At 59.2% G+C, this 14,093-nt stretch carries 12 protein-coding genes; 7 read left to right on the top strand and 5 right to left on the bottom strand.

Translation table 11 applies throughout. The features are described from left to right. Positions 1 to 4 precede the first annotated feature (4 nt). The 4 genes from ELQ88_RS21815 to ELQ88_RS21800 all read right to left on the bottom strand — a co-directional run bounded on the left by ELQ88_RS21815 (position 5) and on the right by ELQ88_RS21800 (position 2,988). The gene (locus tag ELQ88_RS21815; RefSeq protein WP_138967667.1) at positions 5 to 577 is read right to left on the bottom strand and encodes an NADPH-dependent FMN reductase; all 573 of its coding nucleotides are present in this window, start codon (positions 575 to 577) and stop codon (positions 5 to 7) included. A 35-nt stretch (positions 578 to 612) separates the two neighbouring features. Beyond that, a complete protein-coding gene (locus tag ELQ88_RS21810) occupies positions 613 to 1,164 on the bottom strand; it encodes a cupin domain-containing protein (protein ID WP_138967666.1) in 552 nt (183 codons plus the stop codon). Positions 1,165 to 1,233: 69 nt separating this feature from the next. Beyond that, positions 1,234 to 2,349 carry an alcohol dehydrogenase catalytic domain-containing protein gene (locus ELQ88_RS21805; RefSeq protein ID WP_138967665.1) on the bottom strand — a complete coding sequence of 372 codons (1,116 nt, stop codon included), beginning with the start codon at positions 2,347 to 2,349 and terminating at the stop codon, positions 1,234 to 1,236. A gap of 57 nt (positions 2,350 to 2,406) precedes the next feature. Continuing rightward, positions 2,407 to 2,988: an amino acid synthesis family protein gene (locus ELQ88_RS21800; protein ID WP_138967664.1), complete on the bottom strand. Its 582-nt coding sequence runs from the start codon at positions 2,986 to 2,988 to the stop codon at positions 2,407 to 2,409. 127 nt (positions 2,989 to 3,115) lie between these two features. On the opposite strand from ELQ88_RS21800, the gene ELQ88_RS21795 reads away from it, so the two are divergent. The 3 genes from ELQ88_RS21795 (at position 3,116) to ELQ88_RS21785 (ending at position 6,311) form a co-directional block, all read left to right on the top strand. Beyond that, the gene (locus ELQ88_RS21795) at positions 3,116 to 3,967 is read left to right on the top strand and encodes a fumarylacetoacetate hydrolase family protein (RefSeq protein WP_138967663.1); all 852 of its coding nucleotides are present in this window, start codon (positions 3,116 to 3,118) and stop codon (positions 3,965 to 3,967) included. Between the two features lie 40 nt (positions 3,968 to 4,007). Then, positions 4,008 to 4,571 (top strand): VOC family protein, encoded by a 564-nt coding sequence (locus tag ELQ88_RS21790; RefSeq protein ID WP_138967662.1) that lies wholly within the window; start codon positions 4,008 to 4,010, stop codon positions 4,569 to 4,571. 99 nt (positions 4,572 to 4,670) lie between these two features. Continuing rightward, a complete protein-coding gene (locus ELQ88_RS21785; RefSeq protein WP_138967661.1) occupies positions 4,671 to 6,311 on the top strand; it encodes a bifunctional 3-(3-hydroxy-phenyl)propionate/3-hydroxycinnamic acid hydroxylase in 1,641 nt (546 codons plus the stop codon). 81 nt (positions 6,312 to 6,392) lie between these two features. On the opposite strand, the gene ELQ88_RS21780 is transcribed toward ELQ88_RS21785, so the two are convergent. After that, positions 6,393 to 7,079: a GntR family transcriptional regulator gene (locus tag ELQ88_RS21780; RefSeq protein ID WP_138967660.1), complete on the bottom strand. Its 687-nt coding sequence runs from the start codon at positions 7,077 to 7,079 to the stop codon at positions 6,393 to 6,395. Positions 7,080 to 7,351: 272 nt separating this feature from the next. Between ELQ88_RS21780 and ELQ88_RS21775 the strand changes: the two genes are divergently transcribed. The 4 genes from ELQ88_RS21775 to ELQ88_RS21760 all read left to right on the top strand — a co-directional run bounded on the left by ELQ88_RS21775 (position 7,352) and on the right by ELQ88_RS21760 (position 13,975). Then, positions 7,352 to 9,004, top strand: a complete 1,653-nt coding sequence (locus tag ELQ88_RS21775; protein ID WP_138967659.1) for a DUF1302 domain-containing protein — start codon at positions 7,352 to 7,354, stop codon at positions 9,002 to 9,004. A 24-nt stretch (positions 9,005 to 9,028) separates the two neighbouring features. After that, entirely contained in the window at positions 9,029 to 10,381 is a 1,353-nt protein-coding gene (locus tag ELQ88_RS21770; protein ID WP_138967658.1) for a DUF1329 domain-containing protein, read from the top strand. 88 nt (positions 10,382 to 10,469) lie between these two features. Further along, entirely contained in the window at positions 10,470 to 11,594 is a 1,125-nt protein-coding gene (locus tag ELQ88_RS21765; RefSeq protein WP_138967657.1) for a YCF48-related protein, read from the top strand. Next, complete coding sequence (locus tag ELQ88_RS21760; RefSeq protein ID WP_138967656.1) at positions 11,591 to 13,975, top strand: MMPL family transporter; 2,385 nt, start codon at positions 11,591 to 11,593, stop codon at positions 13,973 to 13,975. Before ELQ88_RS21765 ends, ELQ88_RS21760 begins: the two co-directional genes overlap by 4 nt. The last annotated feature ends 118 nt before the right edge of the window (positions 13,976 to 14,093 follow it).

Raw genomic sequence — 14,093 nt, 5'->3', positions numbered from 1 at the left:
ACTTTTATGAGACTGGACCGCTAGCCAATAGCCTGATCTCGGCCACCAACTGATCGACAGCTGCCAGCATGAACTCGATCGTCGTTTCATCGACAAAGCTGCCGCCCTGAATCTTCTGAGTGACCCCGGGAATGACTATCTGCGGACCGCTAATGACCCGGGACAAGGTGGCCGACAGTGTTTCCCGCAGCTGAGCCTGGGCACGCACCCCACCGAGCACCCCGGGCGAGGAGGTCATGATCAGCACCGGTTTGTTTTTCAGCGGTGAATTGAAGCCCGGGCGGGAGGCCCAATCCAGCGCGTTTTTCAGCACGCCGCTGGTGCCGTAGTTGTATTCCGGCGAGCAGAGGATCAAGCCGTCGACCTGGGATAACGCCTCTTTCAAGGCCGTCACCGATGCAGGCAATGCCGCTGTTTCCAGGTCTGCGTTGTAAAGGGGGATATCGTTCAGGGAAAACAGGCTCATGGTCGCTTGATCACCCAATCGAGTGGCGAGAGCCTTGAGTACCGCTGTATTGGTTGACTGTGAACGCAGGCTGCCGGAAATACCGAGCAGCCGATAAGCGACGCTGGCCATAAGAATCCTTGAGTCAGAGCATGGACAAGCAAAAACTACAGAGCCGATTTCTCTGAAGGTGACACACCGATCATCACGAACATGGCCCGGGCAATCCGCTCGCTTTTGTTGCGCCATGCGTGCCGTGTACCATTTTGAATAACCACGTCACCCGCCCTGACCAGGCGGCACTGACCGTTATCCAGTTCCAGCCACATCTCACCTTCCAGAATGATTCCGTAGTCGATGGTGGCAGTGGTGTGCATGCCCGGATTTAACGGCTCGAAACTTTCGATCAGGCCGGGCAGGGCGGCACTCAGCTCGTTAAAGGCCTGCACGCCATCCAAGGGTTTGTGCATCACGGTGTCGGGTGGAAAATCGAACATGGCGATGCTGGTGCCTCCTTGAGAAGGGATCAGCGAGGCGCGATCGAGCGTTGGGTCGCTTGATTGTCCGAGCAGTGCCGGGAGGGCGGTAGTGGTCCACAGTTGCGCCATGGCGTGCCCTGGTATCGAGGCAAAGGATTGGGCTCTTGGGGCAAAGTCATCGGAAACGAACACGGAGTGGCCCTGTTCGTCGTGGCCGGTGACGATTCTTCTTATCTTCATATGGAGTACTCAACGAGCAGTCAAGGAGTCAGCCAGGGGAGGGGGTAGCACTCCCCTGGCCGGGTTCAATCAAGGGCAGATGACGTAGTTGCTGAAACCGCCATGCCGGTTTTCGATACCGCTGATCGCGCTGTTGACGTCCTCCAGGCTGAAGGCGGTGTTTTCAAAGAACGAGAGATCAAGCGCCCCGGATTCAACCATGTCCGCCATGTCCTGGCCTTGTCCGGTGGTGAACCAGGCCGAGCCGCTGATCTGGATGTCGTTGTCCATGATCCAGTGCAGGTCGATCGGGACTTCGCCGGCGATGGCGCCGACGTTCACCAGATGCCCGCCGCGGTGCAGGGACTTGAGTGCCTGGGTCAGGCTTTCGTGTGGCGCACCCGGGCCCAGGGCATCAATCACTACATCGACCCCTTCGCCGTGGGTGACTTCATAAGCCCATTCGTGGGTGGGCATCGTACCGAGGGTATGAATCTCGATCCGGCCGGGGGCGGCCAGGTCTTTTACTTTCTGGAACAGTTCCTGGTTTCTCGCGGTGCCGAGGATTTTTCGCACACCCATGGCCAGCGCCAGGGCGACCGCGCCCAAACCAAGCGTGCCACTGATGCCGTTGATTAGCACCGTGCTGCCTGGGCCAGCTTTGGCCTTGAGCAAGGCCTTGTAGGCGGTGCCCAGGTAACCCAGGCGCGCGGCGGTCTCGAAACTGATGTTGTCCGGCAGTTTGACCAGGCTGTATTGCGGGGCAGGGATGTATTCGCACAGGCCGCCGTAGGGATAGTCTTCGAACATGCGCGGGCTTTTCGGGGTGAAGCCGAAATACCCGTTGAAGGTATAGGCCGTGCAGGCAATGGTGTTGCCCGCGCGGCAGGGCCGGCATGAACCGCAGTGGCGGCCCGGGTTGACGTAGACCCGGTCACCGACCTTGAAGTCGTAAACCTGGGCGCCGACGGCTTCGACGATACCTGCAGGGTCCAGCCCGAAAATCGCCGGGAGTTTTGGCAACGGGTTCTGCGGGAACCATTTGACCCAGTTGGTGAGGATGTTGTGCAGGTTCGGCACGATCCCGCAGGCCTTGACCTTGACCAATACTTCGGTCGGACGAATTGCGGGCACGGCCACTTGCTCGATGACCATGGGTTTACCGCCTTCATACAGACGTGCGGCGCGCATAGTTTTTGCAGTCATGATGTTCTCCAACATACATATTATTTTTATGGGGGTGCACGCTTCAAATCTTCGGGATTAACGCAAGCCGTCTTCGCCCTTCACCTCGGTGGCGGCCAGGCCGCCGAGTCGCGCATGAATCCGCCCGCCGGTGGCCATGGCCAGGCCAAAAGCGATTTCGCCGCGACGAGGGCCGTCCCATACGGTCATTTCAGCCACGCCGAAGTGGCTGCGCACATAGGCCGCCTGGATGTGCCCGAGCGGGATCATCACCCGGCAACCGGGGCCGCCGATGGTCTTTGCCGCCGGCACGATCGCCTTCGGGTTGCCCAGGGCTTCGCGCATAGCCCAGCCACCGGCTTCGTGCCAGACCGCACCGTGTTCCAGTTCGCCGTCTTCACCAACGATGGCGCCCTTGCCATAGGCCTGTACATGACGGGCGCCGCCCAGGGCATGGATCAGTTGCTCGGACAATTGCGCGCCCAACCCTCTTAATTGCTGCATGAACGGCAGCAGATCCTCGACATATTGACCTGCATAAGGGTTGACGACCACGGCGGTGGCGACCGCTATCCTGAGGGGGACCGACGAGCGCGGCCCGCCTTCGTGGAATACCTCTTCGACGTCCAGTTTGATCTTGCGAACCATCACCAGCGACATACCTTCATCTCCAGAGCCGAGAGCTTCATGCAGCTCGTTATTTTTTTGAACCGGTCTTCCGAATTATGCATTTAATGATGTATGGTGCAAGTAATTAGTTTTTGTGCACAAAAAACAGGAGAAGAACATGAAGCTGATTTCGTACCGCAAAGAGGGGAAGGCGCATTACGGCGCCGTGATCGGCGACGGGGTGGTCGAACTCACCGGTCGTTTTGCACAGGCTGCGGATCTCGCATCCTTTCTTGGCGAACCGGCCCTGATGCAGCAGGCACGCCAGATAGTAGAAGCCGCGCCACCCGATTACCCCTTTTCAAGCGTTCAACTGGAAGCAGTCATACCCAATCCAGGGAAGGTGATTTGCGTCGGCATCAACTATGTGGCTCACGCCGAAGAGGCCGGCAGAAAGGTCGGGGAATTTCCGGTGATTTTCCAGCGCTTCGCCGAAACCCTGCTGCCCCATGGAGAACCACTGGTGCGGCCGCAGGTATCAGAGCAGTTCGATTTCGAAGCCGAACTGGCGGTGGTGATCGGCAAGGGTGGCGCGCATATCGATCCGGCCGATGCGATGGATCACGTCGCCGGCTATACCTGCTTCAACGACGCCAGCGTTCGCGACTGGCAATTCCATACGCACCAGTACGGCATGGGCAAGACGTTCAGGAAAACCGGGGCGCTGGGCCCTTGGCTCATTCCCGCTGAGGAAATTCCCGATTACCGTAAGCTTGTGGTACGAGGGGTACTCAATGGCGAGCAGTTGCAGGAGGGCAGTCTTTCAGAGCTGGCCTTCGACATTCCGCATCTGATTTCCTATGTATCGAAAGCACTGGCATGGAACCCGGGCGACATTCTGGCCACCGGTACACCGAGCGGGATCGGCTTCAAGCGCAATCCACCGATCTTCCTCAAGCCCGGTGACGTTTTCGAAGTGGTCATTACCGAGATCGGCACGCTATCGAATGGCGTGATCGACGAAGCCTGAGCGTTGTCCTCTGCACAATCACAAGAACTGGAGGTTCCAGATGCCCGCATTACCGACTATCAATTTCACCCACTCCGGCGTGTTCTGCGCCGACCTCGATCGCATGGTCGATTTCTACTGCCGTACCCTGGGCTTCATCGTCAGTGACAAAGGCGTCGCTTCAACGGGGCATCGGCTGTTTTTCATGACGCAGAACCCCGAGTTGCATCATCAGGTCGTACTCTTCGACGGCAAACCCGTGGACCTGCCATTCAACCCGATCAATCAGTTGTCGTTTCTGCTGAACTCGCTGGATGACCTGAAGACTTACTACCAATTCGCCAAAAACAGCGGCATCGAAGGGATCGCCCAGGTGGACCACGGCAACGCCTGGTCGATGTACTTCAAGGACCCTGAAGGCAACCCCATCGAGATGTATGTCGATGCACCGTTCTACACCGCACAACCCTGCAAGGAACCCCTGGATCTCGAGCTGCCGAGCGAGGTCATCCTGGCGCAAACCGAAGCCATGTGCAGGCGCCGTCCCGGTTTCCAGACGCGAGAGGAGTGGCAGGACTGCATTCGGGCGAAGATCGAAGAACAGCGGGTTCGCATCGGCGCATAGCCTGTAAACCGGAGCTGTTCAAGCCTGGTTGATGGGCATGCGCAAGCCTGTTCATCAACCAGAAGTCGCGATGGATAAAAACAAAAAGCGGAGTAGACGATGGACTACGATGTCATCATTGTTGGAATGGGGCCGGTGGGTGCGCTGTGCGCAAACCTGGCCGGCATGTGGGGACTCAAGGCCCTCGTCGTGGACAAGTCCGAGACGGTGTACACCAATCCCAGGGCCATGGGGTTCGACCACGAAGTGATGCGGGTATTCGGCAATATTGGCCTGGCCGATGAGATCGCCGAGCATGTCATGCCTTATCGGCCCTCGGAGTATCGCACCACCGGTTCTGCGCTGATCAAGCGTATTGACGCCGCCAAGCCGCCCTTTGCGCTGGGTTGGGCGCCGAACTATGTGTTTTCGCAACCGCCCGTCGAGCGTGCCCTGCGCGGGAAAATTGCCGACCTGAAGTCGGTCACCGTGGAGCTCGGTTCAGAAGTCCTGTCGGTCGATTGCACCGGCTCGCAAGCGGCTGTGCGCATCCGGTCCAAAGACGGGACCGAGCGCACGCTGACGGCGGACTATGTGTTGGCCTGTGACGGCGGCACCAGCCCGATCCGCACCCGACTGGGGCTGAAGATGGAGGATCTGGCGTTCGACGAGCCATGGCTGGTGGTCGATGTGATCCTCAACGAAGGGGCGGGCGAGCATCTGCCCAAGACCAACGTGCAGTTTTGCGAGTTGGCCCGGCCCTGCACGTTTGTCGTCGGCCCCGGTCGGCATCGGCGTTGGGAGTTCATGATCAATCCTGACGAACAGCCGACGGAGATTTCACAACCCGAAGCCATCGGGAAACTGATCTCACGCTGGTTGCCGGAGACGGACTATCAGCTATGGCGAGCATCGGCCTATCGATTCCATGCTCTGATCCTCGAGCAGTGGCAAGCCGACCGTGTGTTCTTCCTTGGGGACGCGGCGCACATGACGCCGCCGTTCCTGGCGCAAGGCATGTGCCAGGGGATTCGCGATGCACTGAACCTGGTCTGGAAACTCGCACTGGTGAAGGGCGGGTTGGCCGCCCCGGCGTTCCTCACCACCTACCAGGCCGAACGAATTCCTCATGTGCGCCAGACTACCCTCGCTGCCAAGGAGTTTGGCGCAGTGATCTGCGAACGCGATAGCGAGAAAGCGGCGATCCGCGATGCGCGGTTGATCCGGCAGATGACGGAAAATCCGGAGGGGACCATCAGGCAGTCGCTGATTCCCGGGTTGTCCCAAGGGTTTGTCGCCCAAGTCGCGCCTGCCGGCGAGCTGTTCCCGCAACCGAGGGTCATCGATCATGTAGGCAAGACGGCGCTGCTGGATGAGTTTACCGGCCAGACTTTCAGGGTGGTCATTGCTCCCGCGTTTGACGCCAGCGCACTACTGAGGTGCCTGCGCAGCAGTCAATCGCTCAAAGGTCTGCCGATCCATGTCGTGCGCCTGGTCGACGCTCAACAGCCAGGTCCACGCACGGCGGATGATTATCAGGAGGTTGACGGGGTATTGGCGCAGTGGCTTGAGAGTCGAGGCTGCAATGTGGTCATTGTGCGGCCGGATCACTATGTGTATGGCGGGGCGGTCACCGTGGCCTGGGCGATGGAGTTGCTGGAGGGGATGGAGCTTGCGCTGTGGTGCAAGAAGCCTGAGCAAGCTGCACCGCGTGAGGGCAGCGAGCCGATGCTCAGGTTTGCGCAAGGGCTGAGTCAGTAGGGGTAAAACAAGCCCTTCGTTTCGTACTGTCCACGAAAGCGGTGCCGAGGCGAAGGGCTTTTTTCTGGTGTACCGATTGATCTATTGAATCGTCGCCTGTTGGCGTTCGATCGCTTCGATGGTGCGCTCCAGCGTGTCCTGGATGTGATTGCGCAACAGCGTCACCGCCTGGTCGGAATCCCGTGCCAGCGCAGCCTCCATCAGATCCTGATGCTCATTGCCCTTGTGCCGTTGCCGGATTCGCTGTTTGGCGGAAAAACGCCTGTAGCGCTCGGCCCGGTCAAACAGCGAGTCAATCATCTTCAGCATCAACGGCGATGGGCAGGCCGCGAATAACGCGAAGTGGAAACCCTTGTGCCGGTTAGACCACTCATCGTCGAGCACCAGCACGCCGCTTCCCAGCTTCTTCTCGATCAGATTCAAACGGTGAAACGCGCCCAGCACATCAGCTTCCCACGCGTCATCGCCGAACTTGATCGCATCGCCCAAGGCCTCGCATTCGAGCAGACAGCGCATTCGCGTGATGTCGCGAAAGTCCGTGGTGGAAATCGGGGCCACCCTGAATCCCTTGTTATCGCTGGCTTCGACGACGCCGTCCTGGGTCAGGCGATTGAGCGCTTCACGAATCGGCGAACTGCTGAGCCCGTAAGTCTTGGACAGTTCGGCGACCTTGAGTTTTTCGCCGGGGGCCAGCTCGCAACAAACGATCGCTTTTTTCATCTTGGTCAACGCGACTTCGATCAGCGGACTGTTGGGGGAGGGGATCATGGTGGGCATCCTGGAATTTGCACTAAATGGATTTTATGCGCAAAAAGTTGTTTGGTGCAAATGTTCTTGACTTTGAATTTGTGCAGGCCTATTTTTTGTGCACAAAGTGATGTTCGATGCAGTAAATAGAATTTACGCATAAATGGTCGGACTAGTAGAGCTGACCAAGGCGGGCAAGGAAGGCGCTCGAGCGATACGCAGCCCCGTGGTATTCGCAGCCAATGCTGCGAGTGGATGACCTTTTTACAAAAACAAAAAACAGGAACATCTTCATGAAAACAGCCAACCAGCGGCTCTGCCCGTTGCCGGTTTCCAGCATTGCCTGCGCGGTCAGCGCCACAGTGCTGTTGAGCCTCTCGACGCCCACGCATGCCTTCCAGATCGACACTGGCAACCCCGATCTGTCGGCGACGTGGGACAACACCATCAAGTACAGCAATGCCTGGCGCGTGAACCAACTCGACCACAAGGTCGCGGTCGGTCCTGGCACCTCCAACAGCAACCCCAACCTGGATGACGGCGACCGCAACTTCGATCGTGGGCTCATCTCCAATCGTCTGGATGTCCTGTCCGAATTCGACATCAAGTACAAGGACGTCGGCGCCCGTCTCAGCGCGGCCTCCTGGTACGACGATGTCTACAACCACGACAATGACAACGACTCACCCGCCACTGCCAACTCGTTAAGTGTCGAGCACGACGAGTTCACCAGCGACACCCGGCGCATCCACGAACAGCACACTGAAATCCTCGATGCCTTTGTCTATGGCTCGAAGGAAATCGGCACCACCTCGTTGTCCGGGCGGCTCGGTCAATTCACCCAGATCTATGGCGAAAGCCTGTTCTTCGGGGCCAACGGCATCGCCAATGCGCAGTCCACCGTCGACCTGGTGAAGTTGCAATCGGTACCGAGCTCCCAGTTCAAGGAAATCCTGATGCCCACCCAGCAGGTGTCCGGCAACTGGCAGCTGAACGATACGGTCAGCATCGGCGCCTATTACCAGTTCAAATGGAACAAGACGCGCCTTCCCGCGGCAGGCAGCTACTTCAGCGGCGCGGATTTTGTCGGCGAGGGCGGGGAGCGGGTGTTCTTCCCCACCGGCGAGCTGCGCCACGGCAAGGACATCGATGCCAGGGATTCCGGGCAGTTTGGTGCACAATTGAAATTCGCGGTCGAGGACTGGGAGTTCGGTCTGTACGCCGCGAAGTATCACGAAAAGACCCCGGTGTTTTACTTCCGTCCGGCTGCGCTGGTTCCCGGTGCCGATGACAGCTTCGTCAATGTGTATCCCGAGGACGTCAAGGTCTTCGGTGCGAGTTTCAGCACCCTGGTCGGCGAAGCCAACATCGCCGGCGAAACCTCGATCCGGATTGATACGCCATTGGCCGGGGTCGGCGGCACGATCATTACCGGCCTGGGCTCGGACAATGATTCCAACCCGGCGTACCCCATTGGCCGCTCGTGGCATGCCCAGGTGTCGATGGTCAATGTCTATGGCGGATCCGCGCTGTGGGACGGTGCTTCATTGGTCGGTGAGCTGGCGTTCAATCGTCGATTGAGCGTGACCAGGAACGCTGATCAGCTTGACCCCAACTCCACGCGCGATGCCTTCGCCCTGCGCTTCACCTTCGAACCGCAATACTTCCAGGTCTTCCCCGGCATCGACGTCCAGGCCCCGATCACCGTGGGTTACAACCCGTCCGGGCGCTCTTCGGTCACGCCCCAGGCGTTCGGCCCGGAACACGGCGGGGACCTGACGTTGGGCCTCAAGGCCGATTACAAGAAGCAGTGGTACGCCTCGCTGACCTACACCAACTTTTTCGGTGAGGCCGGGCCGATCATCAACTCCTCCAACTCGTACACCTACCAGCAAAACATGAAAGACCGGGATTTCGTGGCGTTTTCGATCCAGCGAACCTTTTAAGCAAAGAACAGGCGGGCCCTGATAATGACAAAAATTAAACTGCTGTTGCTTTCCACCCTGTCGATCTCTCTGTGCGCCAACAGCGCATTCGCGGCAGTGAGCCCTGACGAGGCGGCCAGGCTCAAGACCACCTTGACCCCTCTGGGGGCCGAAAAAGCCGGTAATGCCGATGGCTCGATTCCGGCCTGGACGGGCGGGCTGACCAAGGACGTGGCCGGGGCCAAATTCGGCGATGTGCCGGCCGATCCGTTCCCCGGTGAAAAACCGCTGTTGCAGATCACCGCGAAGAACGCGGCGCAGTACGCGGATAAATTGAGCGAAGGGACCAAAGCCCTGCTGGCCAAATATCCCGAGACCTTCCACCTCGATGTGTACCCGACCCATCGAACCGCCGCGGCCCCCGACAGCGTCTACCAGAACACCTTTACCAACGCGACCCAGTGCAAGACCACCAGTAACGGCTTGTCGGTGGAGGGCTGTTACGGCGGCATTCCGTTTCCGATCCCGAAAACCGGGAATGAGGTCATCTGGAATTTCCTGCTGCGGGTCGAAGCCGAATCCATCCAGATGGGCTACGCCAACATCATTGGCAATGCGGACGGCACCCGCACCCTGGCCAGCCGTGGCGTCGAAAATTGGCAGTACCCGTACTACTTCAAGGACGGCGCCGTGGACAAGTGGTCCGGGCAGTATGCGCTGCTGCGTTTCCTGACCAACGAACCGCCGTTCAAGGCCGGCGAGTCCCTGGTGACGCACGACAGCATCAACGCCCAGGAACCGCGGGAAGCCTGGCAGTACCTGGTCGGCCAGCGTCGCGTTCGCCGCGCGCCGACCGTGGGTTATGACACCCCGGACTTCGTGGCATCCGGTGCCAACTACTTCGATGAGGTGCATGGTTTCATCGGTCATCCGGATCGTTATGACTGGAAGCTGGTCGGCAAGAAAGAACTGTACATCCCGTACAACGACAACAAATTCAACGCCGAAAAACGTGAGGATGCCTTTGTCGCCAACCACCTCAATCCGGACAAGGTGCGCTGGGAACTGCATCGCGTCTGGGAACTGGAAGCCACGGTCGCCCCGGGCAAACGCCATGCCGTACCCAAGCGCAAATTCTTCATCGATGAAGACAGCTGGACGGTGTCGCTGGTCGATGGCTACGACGCCGAGGGCAAACTGTGGCGCGTGTCCCAGGTGCTGCCATTCGTGGTGCCCTCGATCCCGGCAGTCGTGGTGAAACCGGTGGTGATCTACAACCTGCAAGCCAAGACCTACAGCGTCGTGCAAAGCCTCAACGGTGAAACCTACAGCGTCATACCGCGCAAGCCGGAGAACTTCTTTACCGGCAACTCGGTAGCGTCCGGTTCGGTGCGCTGAGCCTCGCAACAGCGTGTTCAACCCTGTGTTCCATGGACGCCGTGGCAGTGACGCGGCGTCCACTGCACTGCTTCATCGAGGCTCGAAAATGCGTATTCAAACTCCCAGGTTTTTACATCGGCATCCGTTCAAGGCGTTGATGCTCAGCGTGTCGATCATGACGGCGCTCGCCGGCCCCGCTGTGGCAGCACCCACCGATGGCCTGCCGTTGCAACCCTCGATCACCAGCGCCATGGCGGTGCAGTCGGTGATGCTGAGCGTTGCGCGGGCAGGGCAACGCCTCATCGCCGTAGGCGAACGAGGTTTCATCATTGTCTCGGATGACAATGGCAGCAGCTGGAGGCAAGTCAGTTCCCCGGTCAGCATGACCCTGGTCAAGGTTCGCTTCATCGACGATCGCGAAGGCTGGGCGGTCGGGCATGCCGGGGTGGTCTTGCACAGCCAGGATGGTGGTCTGAGCTGGAGCAAACAGCTCGATGGCGTCCAGGCGGCCGAGATCGAATTTCAGGAAGCCAGGCGCGCCATCGAAAACCCTGAGGATGCGGAAAAGGCTGGGGAGCGTCTGTCCCAAGCACAACAGCTGGTGGACGACGGCCCCGACAAGCCGCTGCTCGATCTGCTGTTCCTCGACGCCAGAAACGGGCTGGTGGTAGGTGCTTACGGGCTGGCGTTTATTACCCATGATGGCGGGGACAGCTGGCAATCGATCCGTTCCCGAATCGATAACCCCAACGGCTTGCACCTCTACAGCATCGAGCGGGCAGGGGCGGATCTGTTCGTCGCCGGTGAACAGGGCACGCTGCTGCGCTCCAGTGACGAAGGCCAGACCTTCGAGTCGCTGACGTCCCCTTATGAGGGCACGACCTTCGGGCTGCAGACGACCGGCAGCGGTTCGATTCTGGCGTTCGGGCTGCGTGGCAAAGCCTTCGAATCCAGGGATCGTGGTGAGACCTGGCGGCGTCTCGATACCTTGCAACCCGTCACCCTGACCAGTGGGCTGCGGCTTGACGATGGCTCGGTGCTGCTCACGGACGAGTCAGGCCGCGTGCTGCGGTTTACCGACGGCGATAGCACCGCGTCAGTCCTTCCCGTGACTCAACCCGGTTACTTCACCGGCATGGCGCAAGCCGCAAACGGCGACCTGATCATCAGCAGTGCACGGGGCATGCTGTCGTCTGCGGTCGCAGTGGAATCGTCGGAGCGCGATCAATGAATAGTTTTACCCGTACTGGCACCGTCCCTGATACCCAAACGTTCGATCCTGCTTCCGGTACGCTGGTTGAACGGCTGTTATTCAATCACCGGCGCATCATCCTGGGCATCTGTGTCTTGCTTAGCTTGATGCTCGGTTACCAGGCGCTGGGTCTGAAGCTCAATGCCGCCTTCGAAAAAATGATCCCGACGGATCATCCTTATGTGCAGAACTACCTGAAGAATCGCGGCCAGTTGGGGGAGGGCGGCAATACCTTGCGCATTGCAGTCGAGGCCAAACAGGGAAGCATTTTTGATGCCGCCTACCTGGAAACGGTCAAGAAAATCAACGACGAGGTATTTTTGCTCCCCGGCGTCGATCGCTCATACATGAAGTCGCTGTGGACCCCGGCGACCCGCTGGATCGGTGTGACGGAAGAGGGCTTCGATGGCGGCCCGGTCATCCCTGACAACTACGATGGCTCGGCCGGCAGCCTGGAGCAGGTGCGACAGAACGTCGAGCGCTCGGGCGAAGTCGGTCGACTGGTTGCCTCCAATTTCAGGTCCAGCATCGTGCTGTTGCCGCTTCAGGACACTACCTCCGACGACGGCCAGCCGCTCGACTACAACGTGCTCTCCAGCCAGCTCGAACAGATTCGGGCCAAGTACGAAACCGATAACATCAAAATCCACATCACCGGTTTTGCCAAGGTAGTGGGCGACCTGATCGACGGCATGCGCCAGATGCAGCTGTTCTTCGCCGCGACCCTGGTGATCTGCGGCATCGTGTTGTTCTGGTATACCCGATGCGTGCGCAGCACTTTGTTGGTGTTGCTGTGTTCGATCATCGCCGTGGTCTGGTTGCTGGGATTGCTGCCGACCCTGGGCTTTGACCTCGATCCGTACTCGATCCTGGTGCCGTTCCTGGTGTTTGCCATCGGCTTGAGCCATGGCGCGCAGAAAATGAACGGCATCATGCAGGACATCGGACGCGGAGCCGACAAACTGGTGGCGGCACGCTTCACCTTTCGCCGGTTGTTCTTGACCGGGCTGATGGCGTTGGTGGCCGACGCCGTGGGTTTCGCGGTGTTGATGATCATCAAGATCCCGGTGATCCAGGACCTGGCCGTCGCCGCGACGCTGGGCGTGCTGACCCTGATTTTCACCAACCTGATTCTGTTGCCGATCCTGTTGTCGTACACCGGTGTCAGCAAAGCGGCGGCGTTACGTGAAGCGGCCAACGACAAGTTTTCGCAGCTGGACGCGCAACACGCCCGGCACCCGTTCTGGGCTTTTCTGGATCGATTCACCGAACGCAAATGGGCCAGCGGTGCAATCATCATCGCCGTGATACTGGGGGTGGCCGGTTTTGCCGTCAGCCTGCACGTGAAGATCGGTGACCTGAATCCCGGGGCACCGGAACTGCGTGCGGAATCGCGCTACAACAACGACAACCGCTTCATGGTCAGCAACTTTTCCGCCAGCAGCGACAAGTACGTAGTGATGGTGAAAACGCCGCAGTATTTCTGTGCCAATTACCAGACGCTCGTGTCGGTCGATGCGCTGGAGGCGCAGCTGCAGCAGTTGCCAGGGGTGGTGTCCACGACGTCTTTGGCGGCGCTGAGCAAACAGGCTGCGGCCGGCATGAATGAAGGCAGCATGACCTGGTATGAGATACCCAGGAACCAGGGGCTGTTGAATGCGATCATCACTCGCGCGCCGCGTGAGTTGTTCAACCAGAACTGTGATCTGTTGACGGTGTATGTCTACCTGAAGGACCATAAGGCGGACACGCTTACCAGCGTGGTGCAGACCGTCGAACAGTTCGCGGCGAGCCACAATACCGATCAGATCCAGTTCCTCAATGCGGCGGGCAATGCCGGAATTGAAGCGGCCACCAACATCGTCGTGAAACGTTCGAACGTGCAGATGCTGTTCATGGTGTACGCGGCCGTCATCGCCCTGTGCTTCATCACCTTCAGGTCCTGGCGAGCGGTGGTGTGTACGGTGCTGCCGCTGATGCTGACGTCGATATTGTGCGAGGCCTTGATGGTGGGGCTGAACATCGGCGTCAAGGTGGCGACGCTGCCGGTGATCGCGTTGGGGGTGGGCATCGGGGTGGATTACGCGCTGTACATCCTCAGCGTGACGCTCAGCAACCTGCGCAATGGCTCAAGCTTGTCTGATGCCTACTACCTTGCCTTGCTATCAACGGGCAAGGTGGTGGTGATGACCGGGATTACCCTGGGTATTGCCGTACTCACCTGGGTGCTGTCGCCAATCAAGTTCCAGGCGGACATGGGCATTCTGCTGGGCTTCATGTTCATCTGGAACATGGTCGGCGCGCTGATCCTGGTTCCGGCACTGGCGCATTTTCTACTCAAGCCGAAGGTGAACGCATGACCGCTCGATGGGGCTCGCCACCGAGCCTGGATGGATAACCAAAAAAGCCTTTACGAGCCAGCACAGGCACCGGATGATCTTGCACCAACGGCCGCATCAGCCCGACAAAAAAACAAGA

Source organism: Pseudomonas sp. MPC6 (genome assembly GCF_006094435.1).
In the GTDB taxonomy this organism is placed as follows: domain Bacteria; phylum Pseudomonadota; class Gammaproteobacteria; order Pseudomonadales; family Pseudomonadaceae; genus Aquipseudomonas.
This window is presented reverse-complemented; position numbering and strand designations above follow the sequence as displayed.

Excerpts from the sequence above, each read along its gene's own strand:
- ELQ88_RS21815 (WP_138967667.1), bottom strand. The coding sequence starts at position 577 with ATGGCCAGCGTCGCTTATCGGCTGCTCGGTATTTCCGGCAGCCTGCGT.
- ELQ88_RS21810 (WP_138967666.1), bottom strand. The coding sequence starts at position 1,164 with ATGAAGATAAGAAGAATCGTCACCGGCCACGACGAACAGGGCCACTCC.
- ELQ88_RS21805 (WP_138967665.1), bottom strand. The coding sequence starts at position 2,349 with ATGACTGCAAAAACTATGCGCGCCGCACGTCTGTATGAAGGCGGTAAA.
- ELQ88_RS21800 (WP_138967664.1), bottom strand. The coding sequence starts at position 2,988 with ATGTCGCTGGTGATGGTTCGCAAGATCAAACTGGACGTCGAAGAGGTA.
- ELQ88_RS21795 (WP_138967663.1), top strand. The coding sequence starts at position 3,116 with ATGAAGCTGATTTCGTACCGCAAAGAGGGGAAGGCGCATTACGGCGCC.
- ELQ88_RS21790 (WP_138967662.1), top strand. The coding sequence starts at position 4,008 with ATGCCCGCATTACCGACTATCAATTTCACCCACTCCGGCGTGTTCTGC.
- ELQ88_RS21785 (WP_138967661.1), top strand. The coding sequence starts at position 4,671 with ATGGACTACGATGTCATCATTGTTGGAATGGGGCCGGTGGGTGCGCTG.
- ELQ88_RS21780 (WP_138967660.1), bottom strand. The coding sequence starts at position 7,079 with ATGATCCCCTCCCCCAACAGTCCGCTGATCGAAGTCGCGTTGACCAAG.
- ELQ88_RS21775 (WP_138967659.1), top strand. The coding sequence starts at position 7,352 with ATGAAAACAGCCAACCAGCGGCTCTGCCCGTTGCCGGTTTCCAGCATT.
- ELQ88_RS21770 (WP_138967658.1), top strand. The coding sequence starts at position 9,029 with ATGACAAAAATTAAACTGCTGTTGCTTTCCACCCTGTCGATCTCTCTG.
- ELQ88_RS21765 (WP_138967657.1), top strand. The coding sequence starts at position 10,470 with ATGCGTATTCAAACTCCCAGGTTTTTACATCGGCATCCGTTCAAGGCG.
- ELQ88_RS21760 (WP_138967656.1), top strand. The coding sequence starts at position 11,591 with ATGAATAGTTTTACCCGTACTGGCACCGTCCCTGATACCCAAACGTTC.